This is a genomic window from Larkinella ripae, from assembly GCF_054780775.1.
Window position 1 is genome coordinate 433,277 of the sequence record NZ_BAAGVR010000001.1, and the last position, 18,341, is coordinate 451,617.

General features: G+C 53.1%; 18 protein-coding genes. 7 read left to right on the forward strand and 11 right to left on the reverse strand.

What is annotated here, in order from left to right:
- Positions 1-45 precede the first annotated feature (45 nt).
- The 3 genes from ACYVHX_RS01915 to ACYVHX_RS01925 form a co-directional block, all read right to left on the reverse strand.
- Positions 46-786, reverse strand: a complete 741-nt coding sequence (locus tag ACYVHX_RS01915; protein WP_460669899.1) for a LytR/AlgR family response regulator transcription factor — start codon at positions 784-786, stop codon at positions 46-48.
- Entirely contained in the window at positions 783-2,024 is a 1,242-nt protein-coding gene (locus ACYVHX_RS01920) for a histidine kinase (protein ID WP_460669900.1), read from the reverse strand. Before ACYVHX_RS01920 ends, ACYVHX_RS01915 begins: the two co-directional genes overlap by 4 nt.
- A 211-nt stretch (positions 2,025-2,235) precedes the next feature.
- Positions 2,236-3,138, reverse strand: coding sequence for a hypothetical protein (locus ACYVHX_RS01925; protein ID WP_460669901.1), 903 nt, complete (start codon positions 3,136-3,138; stop codon positions 2,236-2,238).
- Between the two features lie 222 nt (positions 3,139-3,360).
- On the opposite strand from ACYVHX_RS01925, the gene ACYVHX_RS01930 reads away from it, so the two are divergent.
- Positions 3,361-4,797 (forward strand): DUF1800 domain-containing protein, encoded by a 1,437-nt coding sequence (locus ACYVHX_RS01930; protein ID WP_460669902.1) that lies wholly within the window; start codon positions 3,361-3,363, stop codon positions 4,795-4,797.
- Positions 4,798-5,029: 232 nt separating this feature from the next.
- Entirely contained in the window at positions 5,030-6,232 is a 1,203-nt protein-coding gene (locus tag ACYVHX_RS01935) for a DUF1501 domain-containing protein (RefSeq protein WP_460669903.1), read from the forward strand.
- A 105-nt stretch (positions 6,233-6,337) separates the two neighbouring features.
- On the opposite strand, the gene ACYVHX_RS01940 is transcribed toward ACYVHX_RS01935, so the two are convergent.
- Positions 6,338-7,864: an aldehyde dehydrogenase (NADP(+)) gene (locus ACYVHX_RS01940; RefSeq protein WP_460669904.1), complete on the reverse strand. Its 1,527-nt coding sequence runs from the start codon at positions 7,862-7,864 to the stop codon at positions 6,338-6,340.
- Positions 7,865-7,868: 4 nt separating this feature from the next.
- Positions 7,869-8,708 carry a fumarylacetoacetate hydrolase family protein gene (locus ACYVHX_RS01945; protein ID WP_460669905.1) on the reverse strand — a complete coding sequence of 280 codons (840 nt, stop codon included), beginning with the start codon at positions 8,706-8,708 and terminating at the stop codon, positions 7,869-7,871.
- Positions 8,709-8,911: 203 nt separating this feature from the next.
- Between ACYVHX_RS01945 and recO the strand changes: the two genes are divergently transcribed.
- Entirely contained in the window at positions 8,912-9,604 is a 693-nt protein-coding gene (gene recO, locus ACYVHX_RS01950; protein ID WP_460669906.1) for a DNA repair protein RecO, read from the forward strand.
- 48 nt (positions 9,605-9,652) lie between these two features.
- On the opposite strand, the gene lptB is transcribed toward recO, so the two are convergent.
- The 5 genes from lptB to mazG form a co-directional block, all read right to left on the reverse strand.
- Positions 9,653-10,387: an LPS export ABC transporter ATP-binding protein gene (lptB, locus tag ACYVHX_RS01955; protein ID WP_460669907.1), complete on the reverse strand. Its 735-nt coding sequence runs from the start codon at positions 10,385-10,387 to the stop codon at positions 9,653-9,655.
- 48 nt (positions 10,388-10,435) lie between these two features.
- A complete protein-coding gene (gene recJ, locus ACYVHX_RS01960) occupies positions 10,436-12,169 on the reverse strand; it encodes a single-stranded-DNA-specific exonuclease RecJ (protein WP_460669908.1) in 1,734 nt (577 codons plus the stop codon).
- A 111-nt stretch (positions 12,170-12,280) separates the two neighbouring features.
- Positions 12,281-13,279: a T9SS type A sorting domain-containing protein gene (locus ACYVHX_RS01965; protein WP_460669909.1), complete on the reverse strand. Its 999-nt coding sequence runs from the start codon at positions 13,277-13,279 to the stop codon at positions 12,281-12,283.
- Between the two features lie 137 nt (positions 13,280-13,416).
- Positions 13,417-14,556: a T9SS type A sorting domain-containing protein gene (locus tag ACYVHX_RS01970; RefSeq protein WP_460669910.1), complete on the reverse strand. Its 1,140-nt coding sequence runs from the start codon at positions 14,554-14,556 to the stop codon at positions 13,417-13,419.
- A 135-nt stretch (positions 14,557-14,691) separates the two neighbouring features.
- Complete coding sequence (gene mazG / locus ACYVHX_RS01975; RefSeq protein WP_460669911.1) at positions 14,692-15,543, reverse strand: nucleoside triphosphate pyrophosphohydrolase; 852 nt, start codon at positions 15,541-15,543, stop codon at positions 14,692-14,694.
- A 175-nt stretch (positions 15,544-15,718) separates the two neighbouring features.
- On the opposite strand from mazG, the gene ACYVHX_RS01980 reads away from it, so the two are divergent.
- The 4 genes from ACYVHX_RS01980 (at position 15,719) to ACYVHX_RS01995 (ending at position 17,849) form a co-directional block, all read left to right on the forward strand.
- On the forward strand, positions 15,719-16,384 hold the full coding sequence (locus ACYVHX_RS01980) for a DUF1361 domain-containing protein (RefSeq protein ID WP_460669912.1): 666 nt from the start codon (positions 15,719-15,721) through the stop codon (positions 16,382-16,384).
- A complete protein-coding gene (locus ACYVHX_RS01985; protein ID WP_460669913.1) occupies positions 16,368-16,751 on the forward strand; it encodes a diacylglycerol kinase family protein in 384 nt (127 codons plus the stop codon). Before ACYVHX_RS01980 ends, ACYVHX_RS01985 begins: the two co-directional genes overlap by 17 nt.
- 145 nt (positions 16,752-16,896) lie before the next feature.
- A complete protein-coding gene (locus ACYVHX_RS01990; protein ID WP_460669914.1) occupies positions 16,897-17,550 on the forward strand; it encodes a hypothetical protein in 654 nt (217 codons plus the stop codon).
- Positions 17,550-17,849, forward strand: coding sequence for a winged helix-turn-helix domain-containing protein (locus ACYVHX_RS01995; protein ID WP_460669915.1), 300 nt, complete (start codon positions 17,550-17,552; stop codon positions 17,847-17,849). The genes ACYVHX_RS01990 and ACYVHX_RS01995 overlap by 1 nt, the downstream gene beginning before the upstream one ends.
- Before the next feature lie 53 nt (positions 17,850-17,902).
- On the opposite strand, the gene ACYVHX_RS02000 is transcribed toward ACYVHX_RS01995, so the two are convergent.
- Positions 17,903-18,295: an Hsp20 family protein gene (locus tag ACYVHX_RS02000; RefSeq protein WP_460669916.1), complete on the reverse strand. Its 393-nt coding sequence runs from the start codon at positions 18,293-18,295 to the stop codon at positions 17,903-17,905.
- Between the last annotated feature and the right edge of the window lie 46 nt (positions 18,296-18,341).

Genomic DNA, 18,341 nt, shown 5'->3' on the forward strand with positions numbered 1-18,341 from the left:
GTCAGCTACCGAAACCCCAAAACTGTAAACTGAAAACCGTATCCTTTAAATCTTCTCCAGCAAATTCAGGAACTCCTGTTTCTTGTTTCGCGAAACCGGGATGTTTTTGTTGTTCTCCATGATGACCTCGCCCCCATCGCCCCGGATGTAGCGCTGCACGTAGCGCAGGTTAATCAGGTAGCCGTGGTGAACGCGGCAGAAGCCCTTGGTTTCCAGCACATCCTCCACTTCTTTCAGCGTTTTGGAAATCAGGACAATCTTGCCGTTGGTCAGGAAAAACCGGGTGTAGCCCCCGTCGGATTCGCAGTAGTAAATCTCTTCGCTGTTGATAATCTGCAGGCCTTCGAGCGTCGGAAGGGCAATGCGGTCGCCGGTTTTCTGGCGGTGGAGGTATTCGATAAAACTATCCACTTTGGCCGACGAGCGGGTCTGCCGTTCCTGTTCGGCCTTCTGAACGGCCTGCACCAGTTCGTCTTTGTCGATGGGTTTCAGGATGTAATCGAGCGCATTGTGCCGAATGGCCTTGATCGCGTATTCGTTGTAGGCCGTCGTAAAGATGACATCAAATTTCGTAAACCGGCAGGCTTCCAGCATGTCGAAACCGCTCATGCCCGGCATTTCGATGTCTAAAAAAACCAGATCAGGATGATGCATTTCAACGGCCTGGTAGCCTTCGGTTCCGTCGACGCAGGACGCGAGTAGTTGGACCTGCGGGCAATACCGTTGCAGCAACAAGGCGAGCACGTCGCGGCAGTGTTTTTCGTCATCGACAATAATGGCAGTCATGGTTGTTTGAGTTTCATGGTAAACGTAACACAGGTACCGGCGGGTGCGCCCGCCGAATCGACCAGATCGGCCACATCGATCCGGGCATCGACACCGTAAATTTCATTGACGATCTGCAACCGTTCTTCCGCAATCCGGCTGCCGTGGGCTTTGTGCGCCATCAGGCCATTGCTTTGCGCCCGTTGCGAAGCCTCCCGACCAATGCCGTTATCGGCAATACAAACCACCAGAAAACCGGCCGCCTGCTGGCAGTCGATCTGCAAAACCGGCTTTTCGGTTTTCTGCGGCAGCAAACCGTGCCGGATGGCGTTTTCGATGTACGGCTGCATCAGCAGGGGCGGCACATGAACCGTGTCCTGATTGAGGGTGTTGCTGACAGTCAGCGAAAATTCAAAGTGGTGGTCGCTCCGCAACTGCTCCAGTTCGATGTAGGTTTGCAGGGCTTTCAATTCATTGCGCAACGAAACCCACTCGGTTTGGGTGTTGTCGATCATCTGCCGCATCAGCCGCGAAAACTTGGTCAGGTACAGCGACGCTTCATCGACGTCATTTTGCAGCACGAACTTGTTGATCGCGTTCAGGCTGTTGAACACAAAGTGCGGGTTCATCTGCATCCGCAGCGCCATCAACTTGGTTTCGGCAATCCGTTTGTTGTTTTCGAGCAATTGCCGCTCGGTTTGCTGATACGCCTGTTCGATCTGAACCCGCCGGATTTTCTGGGCACACAGCCGGGCGATGCTCGTCAGAATGAGCAGGTGCCGGGGCTGGAAAAAGTCTTTTTCGGGATGTTCGGCGTCGATGATGCCCATCACCCGGCCATCCAGCACAATCGGCACCGTGATTTCCGAATACCGCATTTCGTCATCCTGAATATAGCGGGGGTCTTTCGACGTATCCCCGATGATTTCGGCCACTCCGCTCAGCATCACCGAGCCGACAATACCCTGACCGATTGGGATTTCAATGGGTTGGAGAATTTCGTAGGACCGGGGATTTTTGGGGCCGTGGGCCGCTTTCTGCACCAGTACGTTCCGTTTCTCATCCAGCAAATACACCACGCAGTCCACAAAGTTGAGCCGGGCAATGCAGTTTTTGGCCACATCCCACAACACCTCTTCGACGGTGGTTTGATCAATGAGTGAAATCGCAAAAAAATTAATGGCCCGTTCGGTTTCGAGCTCTTCTTCTAACGCCTTTCGGTCCTGATCCGCCGGTTTATGTTCCCCATTTATTAACACATTTAGTCTGGTTGAAGTCGTAATCGATGCACTTGGATTCGTTTCTTTAAAAATAGCGGGAATTGCGTTCTTTTAAAAGACCAAATGAACAACGGGTGGTTTTTGGGCAACAACGCGCAGAAAACGACGGGTAAGTGGCAGTGCCTTTTACGAAGCGGTAAAAAAAACGCCCGGCCAGAGCCGGGCGTTTTAAGAACTACTGGAATACACACTACTTATACCCAAATACATAGGTTTCTTTCAAGGTCTGACTCGCCGTGTTCCGGGTGTTTTCCCGCTCGGTGATAAAACCGTCATTATTCATTTTGTACTTGAAATACACCTGATCCAGGTTCACATTGGAAACCGCATCGTCGTACTCCAGCTTCCATACCAGGTGCTTGTTAAATTTGCCGTAAATAGGCAGAAACTCGTCAACCTGATCGTAATGCGGCATCCACAGCGGACTCAGGTGGTTTTTGTCCACAATGGCGGCCTGACCCGGATAGTCATAATAATAGGTCGTCCTTTGGGTAACATTCGTATTGTAGTGCTTCACCTGCCGCAAATTGCCGTCGGGATTGTACTGAAACAGGTCATACCGTTTGCTGTTGTCCTGGTCCGCGATTTTCTCCAACTGGTTTTTGGCATTATAGAAATAATCATACCGTTTGGTCGACGACGTCACCTGCCCGTTCTCAATGCCGTAGGTGATGTTAAACGACTGCTTGCACCGGCCTTTGGTATCAAACAAGATCAGCGTTTTGCGGGTCATTTTGCCACCGCTCTGCTCCAGAATGGTCATGCCGGTGCCGTTGGACGCCCGGCTGTAATCCCGGAACAACGTAGGATCAGCCGTCGACTGCATCTGCACCAGATCTCCCTTCGCATCGTAGCTCAGGTTCCAGTGGGCGTATTTGACCAGCGTGTATTTTGGAGTCACCACAATCACCCCGCCGGGGCCCGTCGTCGGAATACCGGGCTTGGGCGTTGTTTCAATCGGCCGTGGCGTGTTGTTGGCCGAACTCTGTCCCTCGTCCGGGCGGATCATATCTGCACTTTTTTCGCAGGAAACCAGTCCCATCGAAACAACCAAAGTAACGGCGGCAATTGTACTTTTTGAAGGCAATTTCATTGTAATTTGTTGTGTTGTTTGGTGTGAATGTTGAATTAACAACACAAAAGTAGCGGACTGAAAACCGCCCCTTGCATCCGAATCAACAACGGGGGCCATCGGGTTAATAGTTACCAGTCCTGAATGGGTAAGTGGTCGGTTTGACCGAAAACCGCCCTGCCAATCTTGTTACCAGAATGCAGGCTTGTTAAACTTTAACGACTTTCTTTTGTCCAAGGAGCCATGAGAGCGCAGGTTAACAACCAACATCTGTTCTGGCGGGCCGGTTTTGGCGCAACGCCCGAACAACTTCGCAAAGCCGGACACCAGCCGCTGCCGAAAGTTGTCCGGGCGTTGTTCACCGACAGCCAATCCTTCATTCCGCTGGCCAGTGCCGACGGTGCTCCGCCAGCCAAAAGAGAACTGAGAAGCTTGTTTAAGGAAGGCAAGCTGGATCGCGATCGTCTGAAAGACCGCATTCGCGAAAACCGGGAGGCCATCCGCGATCTGAATGTCCGCTGGGTGCAGCAAATGGCATCGGGTCGGGGGGCGCTCCGCGAAAAGATGGCGCTGTTCTGGCACGGTCATTTTGCCTGCCGCAACCAGAACAACGTTCGGATGGTTCAGCAGTATACGAACGTGATTCGGGAACACGCGCTCGGCAAGTTCAGCGATCTGCTGATGGCCGTCTCAAAATCTCCCGCCATGCTGCAATTTTTAAATAACCAGCAAAACCGCCGGAACGCGCCCAACGAAAACTTCGCCCGCGAGGTAATGGAGTTGTTTACGCTCGGCCGCGCCAATTACACCGAACACGACATCAAAGAAGCCGCCCGCGCCTTCACCGGCTGGAGTTTCAATCCGGAGGGAACGTTTGTGTTCCGCCGGAATGTCCACGACGAGGGGACAAAAACCGTGTTTGGCAAAACCGGGAATTTTCAGGGCGAAGACATCATCAAGCTCCTCCTGGAGCGGAAGGAAACCGCCACCTTCGTAACGGCCAAACTGTACCGCTTTCTGGTGACGGACGAAATCCCTGCCGGTTCAGCGGATCAGCAGCGAATTACGCAACTGGCCGACCAATTTTACCGCAGCGACTACGACATCGGCGGTTTGCTGGAAACGATCTTGACAAGCGACTGGTTTTACGACCCGGCGTATATCGGTGCGCGCATTAAATCGCCGGTGGAACTGCTGGCGGGAATGCAACACAGCCTGGGGATTCAGTTCGAACAAAAACAACCGGTTTTATACATTCAGCGGACGCTGGGGCAGGTATTGCTTTATCCGCCAAACGTTGCGGGCTGGCCGGGCGGGCGCAGCTGGATCGACAGTTCGAGCCTGCTGTTTCGGATGAAACTCCCTGATCTGATGCTGAAAGCCGGGGAAGTGACGATCCGGCCCAAAGACGACGGCGACGTGAACACCGAACTGCTGGCCCGAAACGTAAACCGGCTTTTTGCCACCACCGTCGCCTGGGCAACCTTTGAAAAAGCGTTCCGGGACGTCGGCGATGAACGGCTGGTAGACGAATTGGCGCTGTATTTTTTGCCACAAGCACTCACCGGTTTTCAACGAAATCTTTTGCTCAATCAGGTTCGGAGCGAGCACACCCGCAGCGAAAAGATTCGGAATCTGACAGTGGCCCTTATGACTTTACCCGAATATCAATTGTGCTGAACCGGCTGGTTTTAGTGGTTGAACCCTTGATCGGACGGGCAGCCATCAAGTTATCCAATCATCACCACTATCATCCTTTATCCAGCGAAGCGGCCAGTGGTCCTTTCGTTGCTGGTTTCTCCCACTCCCCTGTATAATCAGGATGACTAAGTTCCTTTAGAGGGAATGGGGAAGAAAACCGTTAAAATCATTCGAACCAACTTTTTAAATCGTATTCCAAATTAGATCCAGTATGAGACGTCGGGGTTTTATTAAAAATTCGGCTTTTACAACCGTGGGAACCTTACTGATTCCCGGTTTTTTAAAAGCGTACGAAACCGCTGCGTTTCCCGGAAAGGCATCGGCGGGAAAGACGCTCGTCATTGTTCAGTTGTCCGGAGGAAACGACGGCCTGAACACCGTAGTGCCGTTCCGCAATGACATTTACTACCGCGAACGGCCAACGATCGGTATTGCGCCGGAGAAAGTGTTGAAACTAAACGACGAAATCGGTTTCAATCCGGCACTCGAAGCCTTGAAAAATCTGTACGACGACGGTTTGGTGACGGTGATCAACAACGTTGGCTACCCCAATCCCGACCGTTCGCACTTTCGGTCGATGGACATCTGGCAAACCGCCAGTGATTCGGACAAGTACCTGAACACGGGTTGGTTGGGCCGGTACCTGGATTCGAACTGCCACGGAAACGATTGCAGTGCGCACCGGGCCATTGAAGTAGACGACACGCTGAGCCTGGCCCTGAAAGGCCAGGAACTGAACGGATTGGCATTGCTCGACCCGAAAAAACTTTATAACCAGACCCGCAGCGGCTTGGTGAGCGAATTGGCGAAAGCACCGCCGAACGACAGGCCTTCAAACGTCTCCTACCTGTATAAAACGCTGGCCGAAACCGCTTCGTCGGCCAACTCACTTTACAACAAATCGAAGGTTACGCGATCTCAAACCGCTTATCCGGCCAGCGAATTGGGAAACCGCCTGAAAACCGTCTCGGAATTGATTGCGTCGGGCGTCACTACGAACGTGTATTACATTTCCATTTCGGGATTCGATACGCACATCAACCAGCCGGGCCAGCAGGAACGGCTACTGCGCCAATACGCCGAAGCCGTGGCGGCTTTTACCAAAGACCTCAAGGCGAACGGGCAACTGAACGATGTTCTGCTGATGACGTTTTCGGAATTTGGTCGCCGGGTGAAGCAGAACGCCAGCAACGGCACCGACCACGGCACGGCCAACAACCTGTTTCTGGTTGGTGGTGGATTGAGACCAGGGCGGGTTTTTAATGAAGCGCCGAATCTGACCAGCCTCGATGAAGGTGATTTGAAATACTCCGTCGATTTCCGCAACATCTACGCAAGCCTGCTCCGCGACTGGCTGAAGGTCGACGAGGTGGCGGTTCTGGGCAGGAAATTTGAAACGTTGAATTTTGTGTAGAGGGAACCCTCAGTTCGCAGAGTTAAGCAGAGAAAAGAGGATTTTTGCAGAGCTTTTCTCTGACTACCGCTCATTTTCTCTGGTTAACTCTGCGAAATAACCCTTTTATTTCTGCCACTCCCCATCCACCAACCGGTGAATCCCCAGCGGATTATCGGCTTTCAGGGCATCGGGCAGCAAGGCATCCGGGAAATTCTGGTAACACACCGGCCGCGCAAACCGCCGGATGGCGTTCGTACCGACCGAGGTTGACCGCACGTCGGTAGTCGCCGGAAACGGGCCGCCGTGGTTCATCGCGTGACTCACCTCAACACCCGTCGGAAAACCGTTGATCAGCACCCGTCCTACTTTCTGTTCCAGCACTTCCAGCAAGTCGGCGTATTCCAGCAACTCGTCGGGCGTTCCGTACACCGTCGCCGTCAGGTGGCCTTCCAGCCCATTCGCCACCGCCAGCATTTCCTCTTTCGTGTCGGCCGTAACCATCAGACTACTCGGCCCGAACACTTCTTCCGCCAGCTCGGGATGGTCCGCCAGCACATCAGCCGTGGTCGACAGCAGCGTCGGTTGGGCCGACGCGTAACTTTCCACGACGGTTTCGGACTTGCTGGCAATCAAAACCCGCGAAAACGAATTCAGTTTTTCGATCCCGCTGGTGTAAGCCTGGTAAATTCCTTTCGTCAGCATCGGCACCGGCTGCGTTTGCGACATCGCCAGCCGGGCCTGACTGATGAAGGCGTCTCCCCCGTCAGATTGCTTGACAATGGCCAGACCGGGATTGGTACAAAACTGACCAACGCCCAGCGTCACCGAATCAACATAGGCTTTCGCCAGGTCCAAACCCTTTTGTTTCAGGATGGCAGGCAGGAAAAAAACCGGGTTTGTGCTGCCCATTTCGGCATAGACCGGAATGGGTTCCGGCCGGCGAACGGCGGCATCGTAAATGGCCTTTCCGCCCCGAAACGAGCCCGTAAAACCAATGGCCTTGATCAGCGGGCTTTCGACAATCGCCATGCCGACTTCCACGGTGGTGCCGTGAACCAGTTGAAAAACCCCTTCGGGTAAACCGCAGGCTTCCACCGCTTTCCGAATGGCTTTACCCACCAGATCCGAGGTACCGGGATGGGCCGGATGGGCTTTGACCACCACCGGGCAACCAGCCGCCAGCGCCGAAGCGGTGTCGCCACCCGCTACCGAGAAGGCCAGCGGAAAGTTACTCGCGCCGAAAATGCCGACGGGTCCCAGCGGAATCAGCATTTGCCGCAAATCCGGACGCGGCAGGGGCTGCCGGTCGGGCTGGGCGCTGTCGATGCGGGCATCCAGCCAGGAACCTTCGCGGAGGTACTGCGCAAACAGCCGCAACTGGCTCGTTGTCCGGCCCCGCTCGCCCGTTAGCCGGCCCATGGGCAGGGCGGTTTCGAGGTTGGCACGTTCGAGCAGTTCGGGTCCCAGCGCCATAATTTCGTCGGCGATGCGCTCCAGCAGCTGGGCTTTGGCTTCGCCGGATTGTTTGCGATAAATGTGAAACGCAGCGGCTGCCTGCCAGCAGGCGTGGGCCACTTCTTCGGGAGTTGATTCTTCGAATGTACCGGCCAGTTCTTCGCCGGTGGCTGGGTTAATGGCTGTAAAACTCATGCTTCTAGTTTTGTACGGTATTGATTAACGTACCGATTCCTTCAATCGAAATACGCACTTCATCACCGGCTGTGAGCGTAAAATCATCGCCCGGAACAATGCCGGTGCCGGTCATTAGATAACAGCCGTGCGGGAAAGTAGTTTCGCGAAACAGGAAAGAAACCAGTTCGTCGTGTTTCCGCTTCATGCGGTTGATGGCAATTTTTTCGTTAAAAACCGCCGTTCCGTCGCGCCGGATTTCAAGCCGGATTTCGGTATCGGACGAGATCGGTTCGCCGGGCACATACAGACACGGGCCGATGCCAGCCGAGCCATCATAGGTTTTGGCCTGCGGCAGATACAGCGGATTTTCGCCTTCGATGCTCCGCGAGCTCATGTCGTTGCCGACGGTGTAGCCCACAATTTTGCCGTTCGAGGTGATGAACAGCGTCAGCTCCGGTTCCGGCACATTCCAGGTCGAATCCTTCCGAATCCGCACGGCATCCCCCGACCCCACGGCGCGGGCGGCCGTTGACTTGAAAAACAACTCGGGGCGCTCGGCATCGTAGACGCGCTCGTAAAAATCACCGCCCCCGGCATCTTTTGATTCTTCCATGCGGGCGTTGCGGCTCCGCAGGTAGGTCACGCCCGACGCCCAGATTTCCTGCTGGCTGATGGGGGGCAGAAGCTGCGTTTCGGTCCAGGACCGGTATTCGTCGGAGGCTGCCGTTGACGGAACTTCCTGCTGAAGAAATTGATACAGATTGTCCTGATTGACGAGGTAATCCCAATCGTCGCTTGGTGCGCGGTGGAAGCGGTTTTCGTGTTCGACGACGATGCCCTGACGGGTGCGGTAGAGTTTCATGAAGGATTGAGGAATTGAACGTTAACTAAAGTCCGCAAAAATGGACATTTTTACGCAGGATTTCAGCAAATTTTGGTTTGAAAATCGCGCAAAAGGCGTTAAATTAGGAAGCTGTTGCTTGTTTCGAACAACGCAACGGCTTTGCTTTAGTACTCCTTCTGGCTACTTTCATACTAGCCGCTTCTGATTTTTCACGAAAAAAAATGCTTCACAAAACCCGGGGAATCGTTCTGAGTTATTTGCGTTACCGCGAAACATCGATCATCGTGCGCGTCTATACCGAAGAGTTCGGTCTGCAAAGTTATCTGGTCAACGGCGTGCGGTCGGCCAAGAGTAAAACCAACCGGATTGCCTTTTTCCAGCCGCTGACGCTGCTTGACATGGTGGTGTATTACAAACCGGACAAAGATTTGCACCGGCTTTCGGAGGTAAAAATTGCGCAACCGTTTCAGCACATTCCGTTCGACATTGCCAAGTCGAGCATGGCTTTGTTCGTGAGCGAGATGCTGACGAAAACGCTGAAAGAAGAAGCCAGTAACCCGAGTTTATACCATTTTCTGGTCGACAGCGTCCTGCATCTGGAAGAGGCAGAAACCGGCTACGAGAATTTTCACATCGCCTTTTTATTGAAGCTCGCTTTTTTTCTGGGGTTCGGCCCGGCCAGCGCCCGCGAGTTTGAAGGCCAGTTGCAGGAGCAAAAGTACCCGTTTCTGCCCGACGAAGCGGCTGAAAAGGCCCTCAACGTTATTTTACGCCAACGCCTGGGTGCGCCGGTAAAGATTACCCGTCAGACCCGCGCCGAATTGCTGGACGCACTGGTGGCCTTTTACCGGATTCACATCGATAGTCTGGGGGAAATTAAGTCGCTTACGGTTTTGCGGGAGGTGTTGAGTTAGGGTTTAAATTGTTTCGCGGACGGTGCCGCCCGCGAAACGACCTTTCTGCTAAAACTCTTTTCGTTTCAACTCGAAATTCTGCCCCAGATACACCCGCCGAACCTGTTCGTCGCTGGCCAGATCTTCGGCGGTTCCCTGCTTCAGAATTTTGCCTTCGAACAGCAAGTAGGCGCGGTCGGTGATCGAAAGCGTTTCGTTGACGTTGTGGTCGGTAATCAGAATGCCAATGTTCCGGTGTTTGAGCTGAGCCACAATGCTTTGGATGTCTTCCACGGCAATCGGGTCAACGCCGGCAAATGGTTCGTCGAGCAGAATAAAGCTGGGGTCAACGGCCAGACTCCGGGCAATTTCGGTGCGTCGGCGCTCCCCACCCGACAACACTTTGCCCTTGTTTTTTCGAACGTGCGTCAGGCTGAACTCTTCGAGCAACTGCTCTACTTTTTCTTTTTGGGCCTGCCGCGACATACTGGTCATTTCCAGCACCGCCAGCACGTTTTCTTCGACCGTCAAATCCCGAAAAACCGATGCTTCCTGCGCCAGATAGCCCACGCCCAGACGCGCCCGCTTGTACATGGGCAAATCCGTAACATCCTGGTTGTCAATATATACTTTGCCGCTGTTCGGTTTAATCAATCCGACGGCCATGTAGAACGAAGTGGTTTTACCCGCGCCATTGGGGCCGAGCAAACCGACGATTTCTCCCTGCTCCACCTGGTACGATACATGATCGTTGACCAGCCGGGAGCCGTATTTTTTAACTAAATTTTCGGTTCGAAGAATCATGTTGTGCTTCCGCCTGACGTTGTTTTCCGGACAAGCGGAGTGGGTCGCTTACTGCTCAGCGCCGATCGTCGCCTTTATATCTTTCAAATATAACTGCAACGATTTATTCCCGTTATAATTATTCTCTTCCACCTGATAACAAATCGCAAACGGCTGATCGCGCCGGAGGAAAAGCGCATGGTGGGCCATGTTAAACCCAATCGCCGTAAACCGTTGGTACGAACCGGCCTGCTGCACGGTTATTTTCAGGTGTTTTTCCTTCATGATATACGGTTCGCCCACCAGATACACTTCGCTGGTTGAAAAAACCGGGGCCATGTTTTGCGGCCCAAAAGGCGACATTTGCTTTAGAACGTTGTAAAATTTCTGGTCGATGGCATCCAGATCCAGCGGCAGGTCAAGTTCAATCATCGGAATGAGTTGCTCCTCCTGAATCCGCCGGGTCACCACTTCCTCGAACTTCTGCTGAAACGCCTTGATATTTTCCAGTTTCAGCGTCAAACCGGCGGCAAAGGTGTGCCCGCCAAATTGTTCAAGCAGGTCGGAACATTCTTCAATGGCTTCATAAACGTCGAAACCCGGCACCGACCGCGCCGAGCCAGCCGCCCGATTGTGCGATTCGGTCAGAATGATGGTGGGCCGGTGGTACTTTTCGATGCAGCGCGAAGCTACAATCCCGATCACGCCCTTGTGCCACGTATTGTTGAATAAAACCGTACTTTTCGCGTTCAGCAACCATTCATCGCCCTGAATCATGGCCAGCGCCTGTTCGGTAATGCTGGTGTCGTATTGCCGCCGGCTGTTGTTGTGTTCGTTAATTTCAAACGCAAAATCGGTCGCGGCTTCTTCGGTTTCGGCCAGCAGCAACTGCACGGCGGCTTTGGCGTGTTTGATCCGACCCGCGGCATTGATGCGCGGCCCCAGACCAAACACCACGTTGGTCACATCCAGTGCCGACTGAAAACCGGCAATTTTGATCAGCGCCTGAACTCCAAACCGGGGTGATGCGTTCAGTCTTTTCAGGCCATAATAAGCCAGAACGCGGTTTTCGCCGGTGATCGGCACAATGTCCGCTGCAATGCTGATCACCAGCAAATCCAGGTACTCGAACAATTGTTCAAGTGGAATGCCTTTGAAAAGACAAAAGGCGTGTAGCAGCTTAAAACCGACTCCACAGCCGGTCAAGTCCTTGCACGGATAGTCGCAATCCTGGCGTTTAGGGTCCAGCACGGCTGCGGCTTTCGGAATTTCGGCGCCGGGCCGGTGGTGATCGCAGATGATAAAATCAATGTCCTTCTCCCAGGCTTCGGCAACCCGCTCCACGGACTTGATGCCGCAGTCCAGGCTTACAATCAGGGAAAAACCGTTCTCGGCCGCCCACTCAATTCCCTGGGAAGAAATGCCGTATCCTTCTTTGTACCGGTCGGGGATGTAGTAATCGAGGTTGTCGTAGATGGTTTTCATAAACCCGTAGAACAACGCCACGGAGGTCGTACCGTCTACATCATAATCGCCATAGACCAGAATCTTTTCACCGCGAATCAGGGCCATTTGCAGACGCTCAACCGCCTTTTCCATATCGCGCATCAGAAAAGGATCGTGCAGGTGAGAAAGCTCAGGGCGGAAATAGGTCCGGGCCTGATCAAACGTATAGACGCCCCGTTGCACGAGCAGCATGGCCATGAACGGATTTACTTTCAGATCACGGGTCAAATTTTCAACCGCCTGCAACTCCTCGGGCAACTCCGGTATCGGCCGGTATATCCAGCGTTTCTCGCTCATACCGCAATTTAAAAAAGAAAAAGGTAGGACGAAAACAGAAAACCTGCAAGTGCATCCGGTCCTTCTTGTCCAAACCGAGCCGGTTTTGTTACCGTTTTTCCCAAAACCGGTTTACTGAACCACAAACCGGATGATGCGTCGCCGGTTTTGCTGCCCGACACTGATCAAATATAAGCCTGGCTGTAAGGCATTTGTGGGGCGGATCAGCCAGTCAGATTCGGTTTGTTGAACAAGCCGGAACGGCAGCGATTGGCCCGAATTTGTCTGGACCCGCAGACTGCCGGGGTCGGCGTTCGAAGCTTTAAGCCGAATTTCATGACCGGACGTTGGATTTTCGCAAACGGCCAGCGGCTCCTCGGCCCGATTCACAAAAATAATTTTAGAAACCTGCGCTCTGCCGTCGGTATCGACTTGCCGAAGCCGGTAATAACTTGTTCCGGCCAACGGTTCGCCATCCGTCAAGTGATACAGGCGGTTGGTGGTCGAGTTCCCGGCGGATTGTACCTGTCCCATATCGATGAAGGTTTGCGCATCAGCACTTCGCTCCACAATAAAATGGCTGGAATGTCGCTCCCAGGCGGTTTCCCAGGTCAGTTGATTGCTATTTTCCCCGGCAGTACCCCGAAAATAAATCAGGTCAACCGGCAGCGAGCGGTTTTCGCTCACCGTAAAATCATCAATGCGAAAGGAAGTTGCGCAGGCCGTACTGGTATTGGCCGGTAGCGTATACCGAAACCGGAATGTCAGACTGGACTGGTTCTCAGCGGCTGTCGGCAACGTAAAAACCGATAGGCTCCAGGTGGTGGTAGCCACGCTCGAAACATCGGACGAAATGTTGGTCCAGGTGGTGCCGCCGTTGGTACTGAATTCAAAAATGACGACTTGCGGCCCGAACGCAGCCGTTTTCCGGCGACCAAAACCAACCATGATGTCCGTTCTTCCGACGGTGCTGATAGCGGGAGAAACAACCGTATGCTGCGTATTTCCTCCGCACTCGCCCAAGGACAGATTATTTCCCCCCGAGGCCGCAATCGGCGACGAATAACCGGTGCTTGCAGAGGTGTTGTTAACGACAATGGCGGTTGTGCTACTGGGCGTCCAGCCGTCCAAACCGGACTAAAAGTTCTGGGTGTAAAAGGTTTGCGCGGTAGCTGGCCGAACGGCTGCCAAAAAGAGAATGATTACGCCGAGCGATTGTAAAATGTGTTTCATTAGTATGAACGTATAAAAGCCGCTTAAACACCATTTTAGTAGACAGCGACCTGAACGGCATCAACACCGCTGGCGCCTATCACATACCGTCCCGGAGTCAGCGGAATGAGCGGTTCCAGCAGAACCTGCCCGGAATCGGTTTCTGTCAGCCGGAACCGGAATCGGCGGCCGCTCAGATCGGTGAGTTGCAGCGAATTCAGGTCGATCTCGTTGAATTGCAGGTAAATCCGGCGGCCATCCGACGGATTGGGATACACCGCCAAGCCCCGCAAATAGACGTCGTGCCGAACGGAAATAATTTTAGAATACCGTTTTGAGCCATCTTTATCGACTTGCAGCAAGCGGTAATAATTCGTGGTGCGGTGGGCCTGATCATCGGCAAAGGCGTACAATTGACGCTGGGTGGCATCACCGGCGGCCCGAACCCGGCCAATGGGCCTGAAATTATTCAGGTCGAGGCTGTGCTCAATCGTAAAATAGTCGGCGTTGCGTTCAAACGTTGTTTCCCAGGAAAGCTGGACGATACTGCCGATTGGTTTGGCCCGGAAATACGAAAACTCGACCGGCAACACGACGCCCGACCAGTTCATATCCCCAATCGTAAATCCCTGGCCATTGGGAGAAGGCCCCGCCAGTGGGCCGTTGCCAAATACAATCGTAACGGTTTTTACTTTGGTCGGGAAAAACACATTATTGACGTTCGATGCATCGGTCGAAGTCGCCAGAATTTCGTTGCCATTGACGCTATACCCACTTCCGGCCGGAATAACCGGCGTTACAGCGTTGCCGGATTCATCCGTGGCGATGATGATAATTTTGTCCTGGTAATTATGGTCGGTGTTACCGAAAGTTCTGTATTGAAGCGCCGTTAACGCAAACTCCAGGCCCGTAACGGGATCGCCAAAGGTGAAGCTGTAACTCCGGGTTTCGCTGGAATTATTGAATTTCCAGTTGGGCGTCGACAAACCGGTTCCGGCTCGTTCGGGTGAGGGAATGGAAGCGGTCCCGGATCCACTGATGCTGAGGTTCACATTAACCGAGGGCGTGCCAATGCCAACATACGAGTGCGTTGCTGCCCCCGCCGGATACAGCGGGGCCGTTGTCGCAAAATCTAAATCCTGAGCAGTGGCCGTTTGAAAAGCCAGCGTGGCAACAAGTAGAAAACCGTATTTCATATCCCAGCGATTTAGTCGTTCGAAATCCGAGCACTAATCTCTCTGAGACGTATGGTTTCTGAAAAAGTAATGAATGCTGTTAAAAAAACCTTACAGAATTGACAAAAAGCACTTTACTTATAACCGTATCTGCTTTTAAGTAAACTGTTTGGCTTCCTGCCAGTACACTTCCATTTCTTCCAGCGTCATGTCTTTTAATTGACGACCCTGACGCCGGGCCTGCTCTTCCAGGTACTGAAACCGTTTGATGAATTTTTTATTGGTGCGTTCCAGCGCGGTTTCGGGATTGATATCGATAAACCGGGCGTAGTTGACCAATGAAAACAGCACGTCACCAAATTCCTTTTCGGCCCGTTCTCCATCGATGACCTCATCCGTTTCGGCATTGAACTCGGCTTTAAATTCCTGCATTTCCTCCTCCACCTTCTCCCAAACCTGCTGTTTTTCCTCCCAATCGAAGCCCGCGCCCCGGGCTTTCTCCTGAATCCGCATGGCTTTCACCAACGCCGGCAACGAGCCCGGAACCCCGGCCAGCACGGACTTATTGCCTTCTTTCAGCTTCAGTTGCTCCCAATTTTGCTTGACCTTTTCTTCCGTATCCGCCACGACCGTCTGGCCGTTGGCATCGCCGTAAATATGTGGATGGCGCGCAATCAGCTTATCACAGACGCTGTTCAGCACGTCGCCAATGTCAAACGCAGCCCCCGACTGCGGTTCGGAAGCAATGCGGGCGTAAAAAACCAGGTGCAGCATAACGTCGCCCAGCTCCTTCCGGATTTCAGGCAGGTCTTTTTCCAGAATGGCGTCGGACAATTCGTACGTTTCTTCGATGGTCAGGTGGCGGAGCGTATCCATCGTCTGCTTGCGGTCCCAGGGGCACTGCTCGCGCAATTCGTCCATAATCGTCAGCAGGCGATCGAACGCCAGCAATTGTTCCTGCCGCCGGGGCGCCATCGTTTCCAGGTGTTGATTCAGGTTGGTCGTCATCCGAACTATTTTTTGACAAAGGTACACCTTTCAGGCTCGGCAGAAAGCGGTCCTGTCAAATACCGGCTGGCAACCCGCCCGCAGCCGTTCCGTTCCATTCCTAAATATTTTCACCTATTCCCTTGATCCGCATTGCTTCAATGTGCTACTTTGTAAATCAAAGTTCTTTTATGCTATGCTGAACAGAATACTGGCTGTCTACCGCTCCGGCGAAGGTTTACGAATGCTGATTATGCTATCGGTCATGAGCATCGCCATGGTCGTTGTTCGTTTCAATCCGTTCTTTTTCAGAATGCTGAGCTGGAATTTATTTCTGGCTTGGATTCCGCTCATCGCAGCGCTCGTGCTGCGCGAAGGGCTGGAAAACCGCCAGTTGCCCCGGTGGGCGCTGTGGCCGGGCCTGGCGTTCTGGCTGCTGTTTCTCCCCAATTCGCCCTACATCATCACCGATCTGTTTCACGTTCGCAGCGTTTCGGAAGAAACCGTGTGGTTCGATACGATGATGATTTTCATGTGCGCGCTGACCGGTTTGCTGACGGGCCTGTACTCTCAACTGCTGATTCACCGGATGCTCCAGCCACGGCTCGGTCACCGGCAAACCTGGGCGGTGATGATCGGGTGCCTGTTGCTGACCAGTTTCGGCGTTTACCTGGGCCGTTACATCCGGCTCAATAGCTGGGACTTGTTCACCAATCCGCTGGATCTGGCCCAACTCATCGGCCAAAGTCTGGTGAACTCGTTTGCCTTAAAGCTCACACTTTCGTATACTTTTGCGCTGGTGACCCTGTATACCGGCTTTACGCAGTACGTTCAACGCCGTACGCATGAGCCGCTGGATTGACGTTCGGAAGAATTTGCGGAGTTTCCGGTTTGCCGTGGAGGGCGTTCTGACCTTATTCCGGTTTGAAAATAACGCTAAAATTCATTTATTGGCGGCCACGGCGGTTTTGATCGCCGGTTTCTGGCTCCAGCTCGACCGGATCGAATGGGCGTTGGTGCTCACCCAGGTGGCGCTGGTCTGGGCCGCTGAAGCGTTCAATACCGCCATTGAAAAACTCGCGGATGTCGTTTCGCCGGAACGTCACCCGCAGATCAAAGCCGTCAAGGATTTGGCCGCCGGGGCGGTTTTGCTGGTCGTCATTCTGGCCGTTGTCGTTGGTATTTTGATTCTAGGAAATAAATTAATTGATAAACTCGGATGGTTTTAATGGAAAAGACGGTTTTTACTAGCTGAATGATTCCTGATCCGGAAGACAACCCGTTCGGTCGAGAATCGAAACCATGTTACCAGTAAACCCTTTCGCCAGCAAAACCATAAAAAAGCCATCTTAACCCTTCAACTGTCAACTTTCGATGTCCGAATCGCGTGAACATTTACAAACTCTGACGGAAATCCGGAGCCTGATGGAACGCTCATCGAAGTTCCTGTCCCTGAGCGGACTATCGGGCGTCTCCGCGGGCGTGGTTGCCCTGATTGGCGCGGGTGCGGCCTACGCCCGGCTGCAAAGAAACAACCTGAGCCTGCTCAGCTACGAGCGCATGAGCCGCCTGAACGGTCCCGACCGGCGCGACATGGTCGATTTTCTGATCCTGGATGGCTCCATTGTGCTCGCTGCGGCTTTGCTCCTGGGCGTTTTTTTTACGGTTCGCCAGGCCCGGCGACAGGGACTTGGCGTCTGGAACAGCACCTCGAAACGTTTGCTGTGGGCGTTGTCCATCCCGCTGGTTACGGGCGGTATTTTCTGCCTGGCGCTGATCCGATTCAACCTGATCTGGCTGACCTTTCCGAGCACCCTGATTTTTTACGGCATGGCGCTCTACAGCGGCAGTAAATACACCGTCCGCGATGTCGAATACCTGGGCTTATCGGAAATTCTGCTGGGTTTGCTGGCCTTGTTCTGGACCGGTTTTTCGTTGCTGACGTGGGCGGTTGGATTTGGGGTGCTGCATATTGTGTACGGCACTGTCATGTATTTAAAGTATGAACGAGACGAACCGAAGCGCTGATGCGAGAGTTCCTGATAGGATTTAATAAAGCATTTGAGAGTAAAGCCCGCTTAGGCATCATGTCGGTTCTGATGGTAAACGAAGCCCTGAGTTTCAATACCCTGAAAGAACTGCTGGAGATGACCGACGGGAACCTGGCGACGCACCTGCGGGCGCTGGAAGAACAGAGCTATATCTCTGTCAAAAAACAATTTGTCGGGCGCAAACCCAACACCACCTATTCGGCCACGTCCACCGGCCGCCAGGCCTTCACGGATCACCTGAACGCCCTCGAAGATTTCATTCGCAATTCAGCATAAAAAAGCGGTCAATTGGTGAATTGACCGCCCGCGTATTCCGCTTTCCCGAAATTTTAAAACAAATTCTGAATTTCGACCCGGCGTTGGAAATACTGCCCTTCCTTAAACGGCAGGTTCACCACCACGTGGCCGTGCTCCTGAACGGCTTCAATGTGTTCAGCATCCACAAAATCCGGAATGTCGATTACCCGCAAAAACATCGGTACGGCCAACGCCTGACCTTCGCCCGGATTTTTTTGTTGCAGTAATGTATATAGAACCAGTTTTTTGCCGTCAATCAAAACATTGAACGCATCCGGGCCGACGCCGGGCGCCGACAGCTTAATGATCAAACGGTCAAACTCTTGCTCGCTTTCCATTCGGGTCATACTCGAACCGCCATACAAAGTGTTCAGCAAATCGAATTGCCCGCCCATGCCTTGCAGCGTATTTTCTATCGCTTTCATAGTCGTACCTGTTGGTTGTTGTTTACTGATAATCAAATTGCGTACC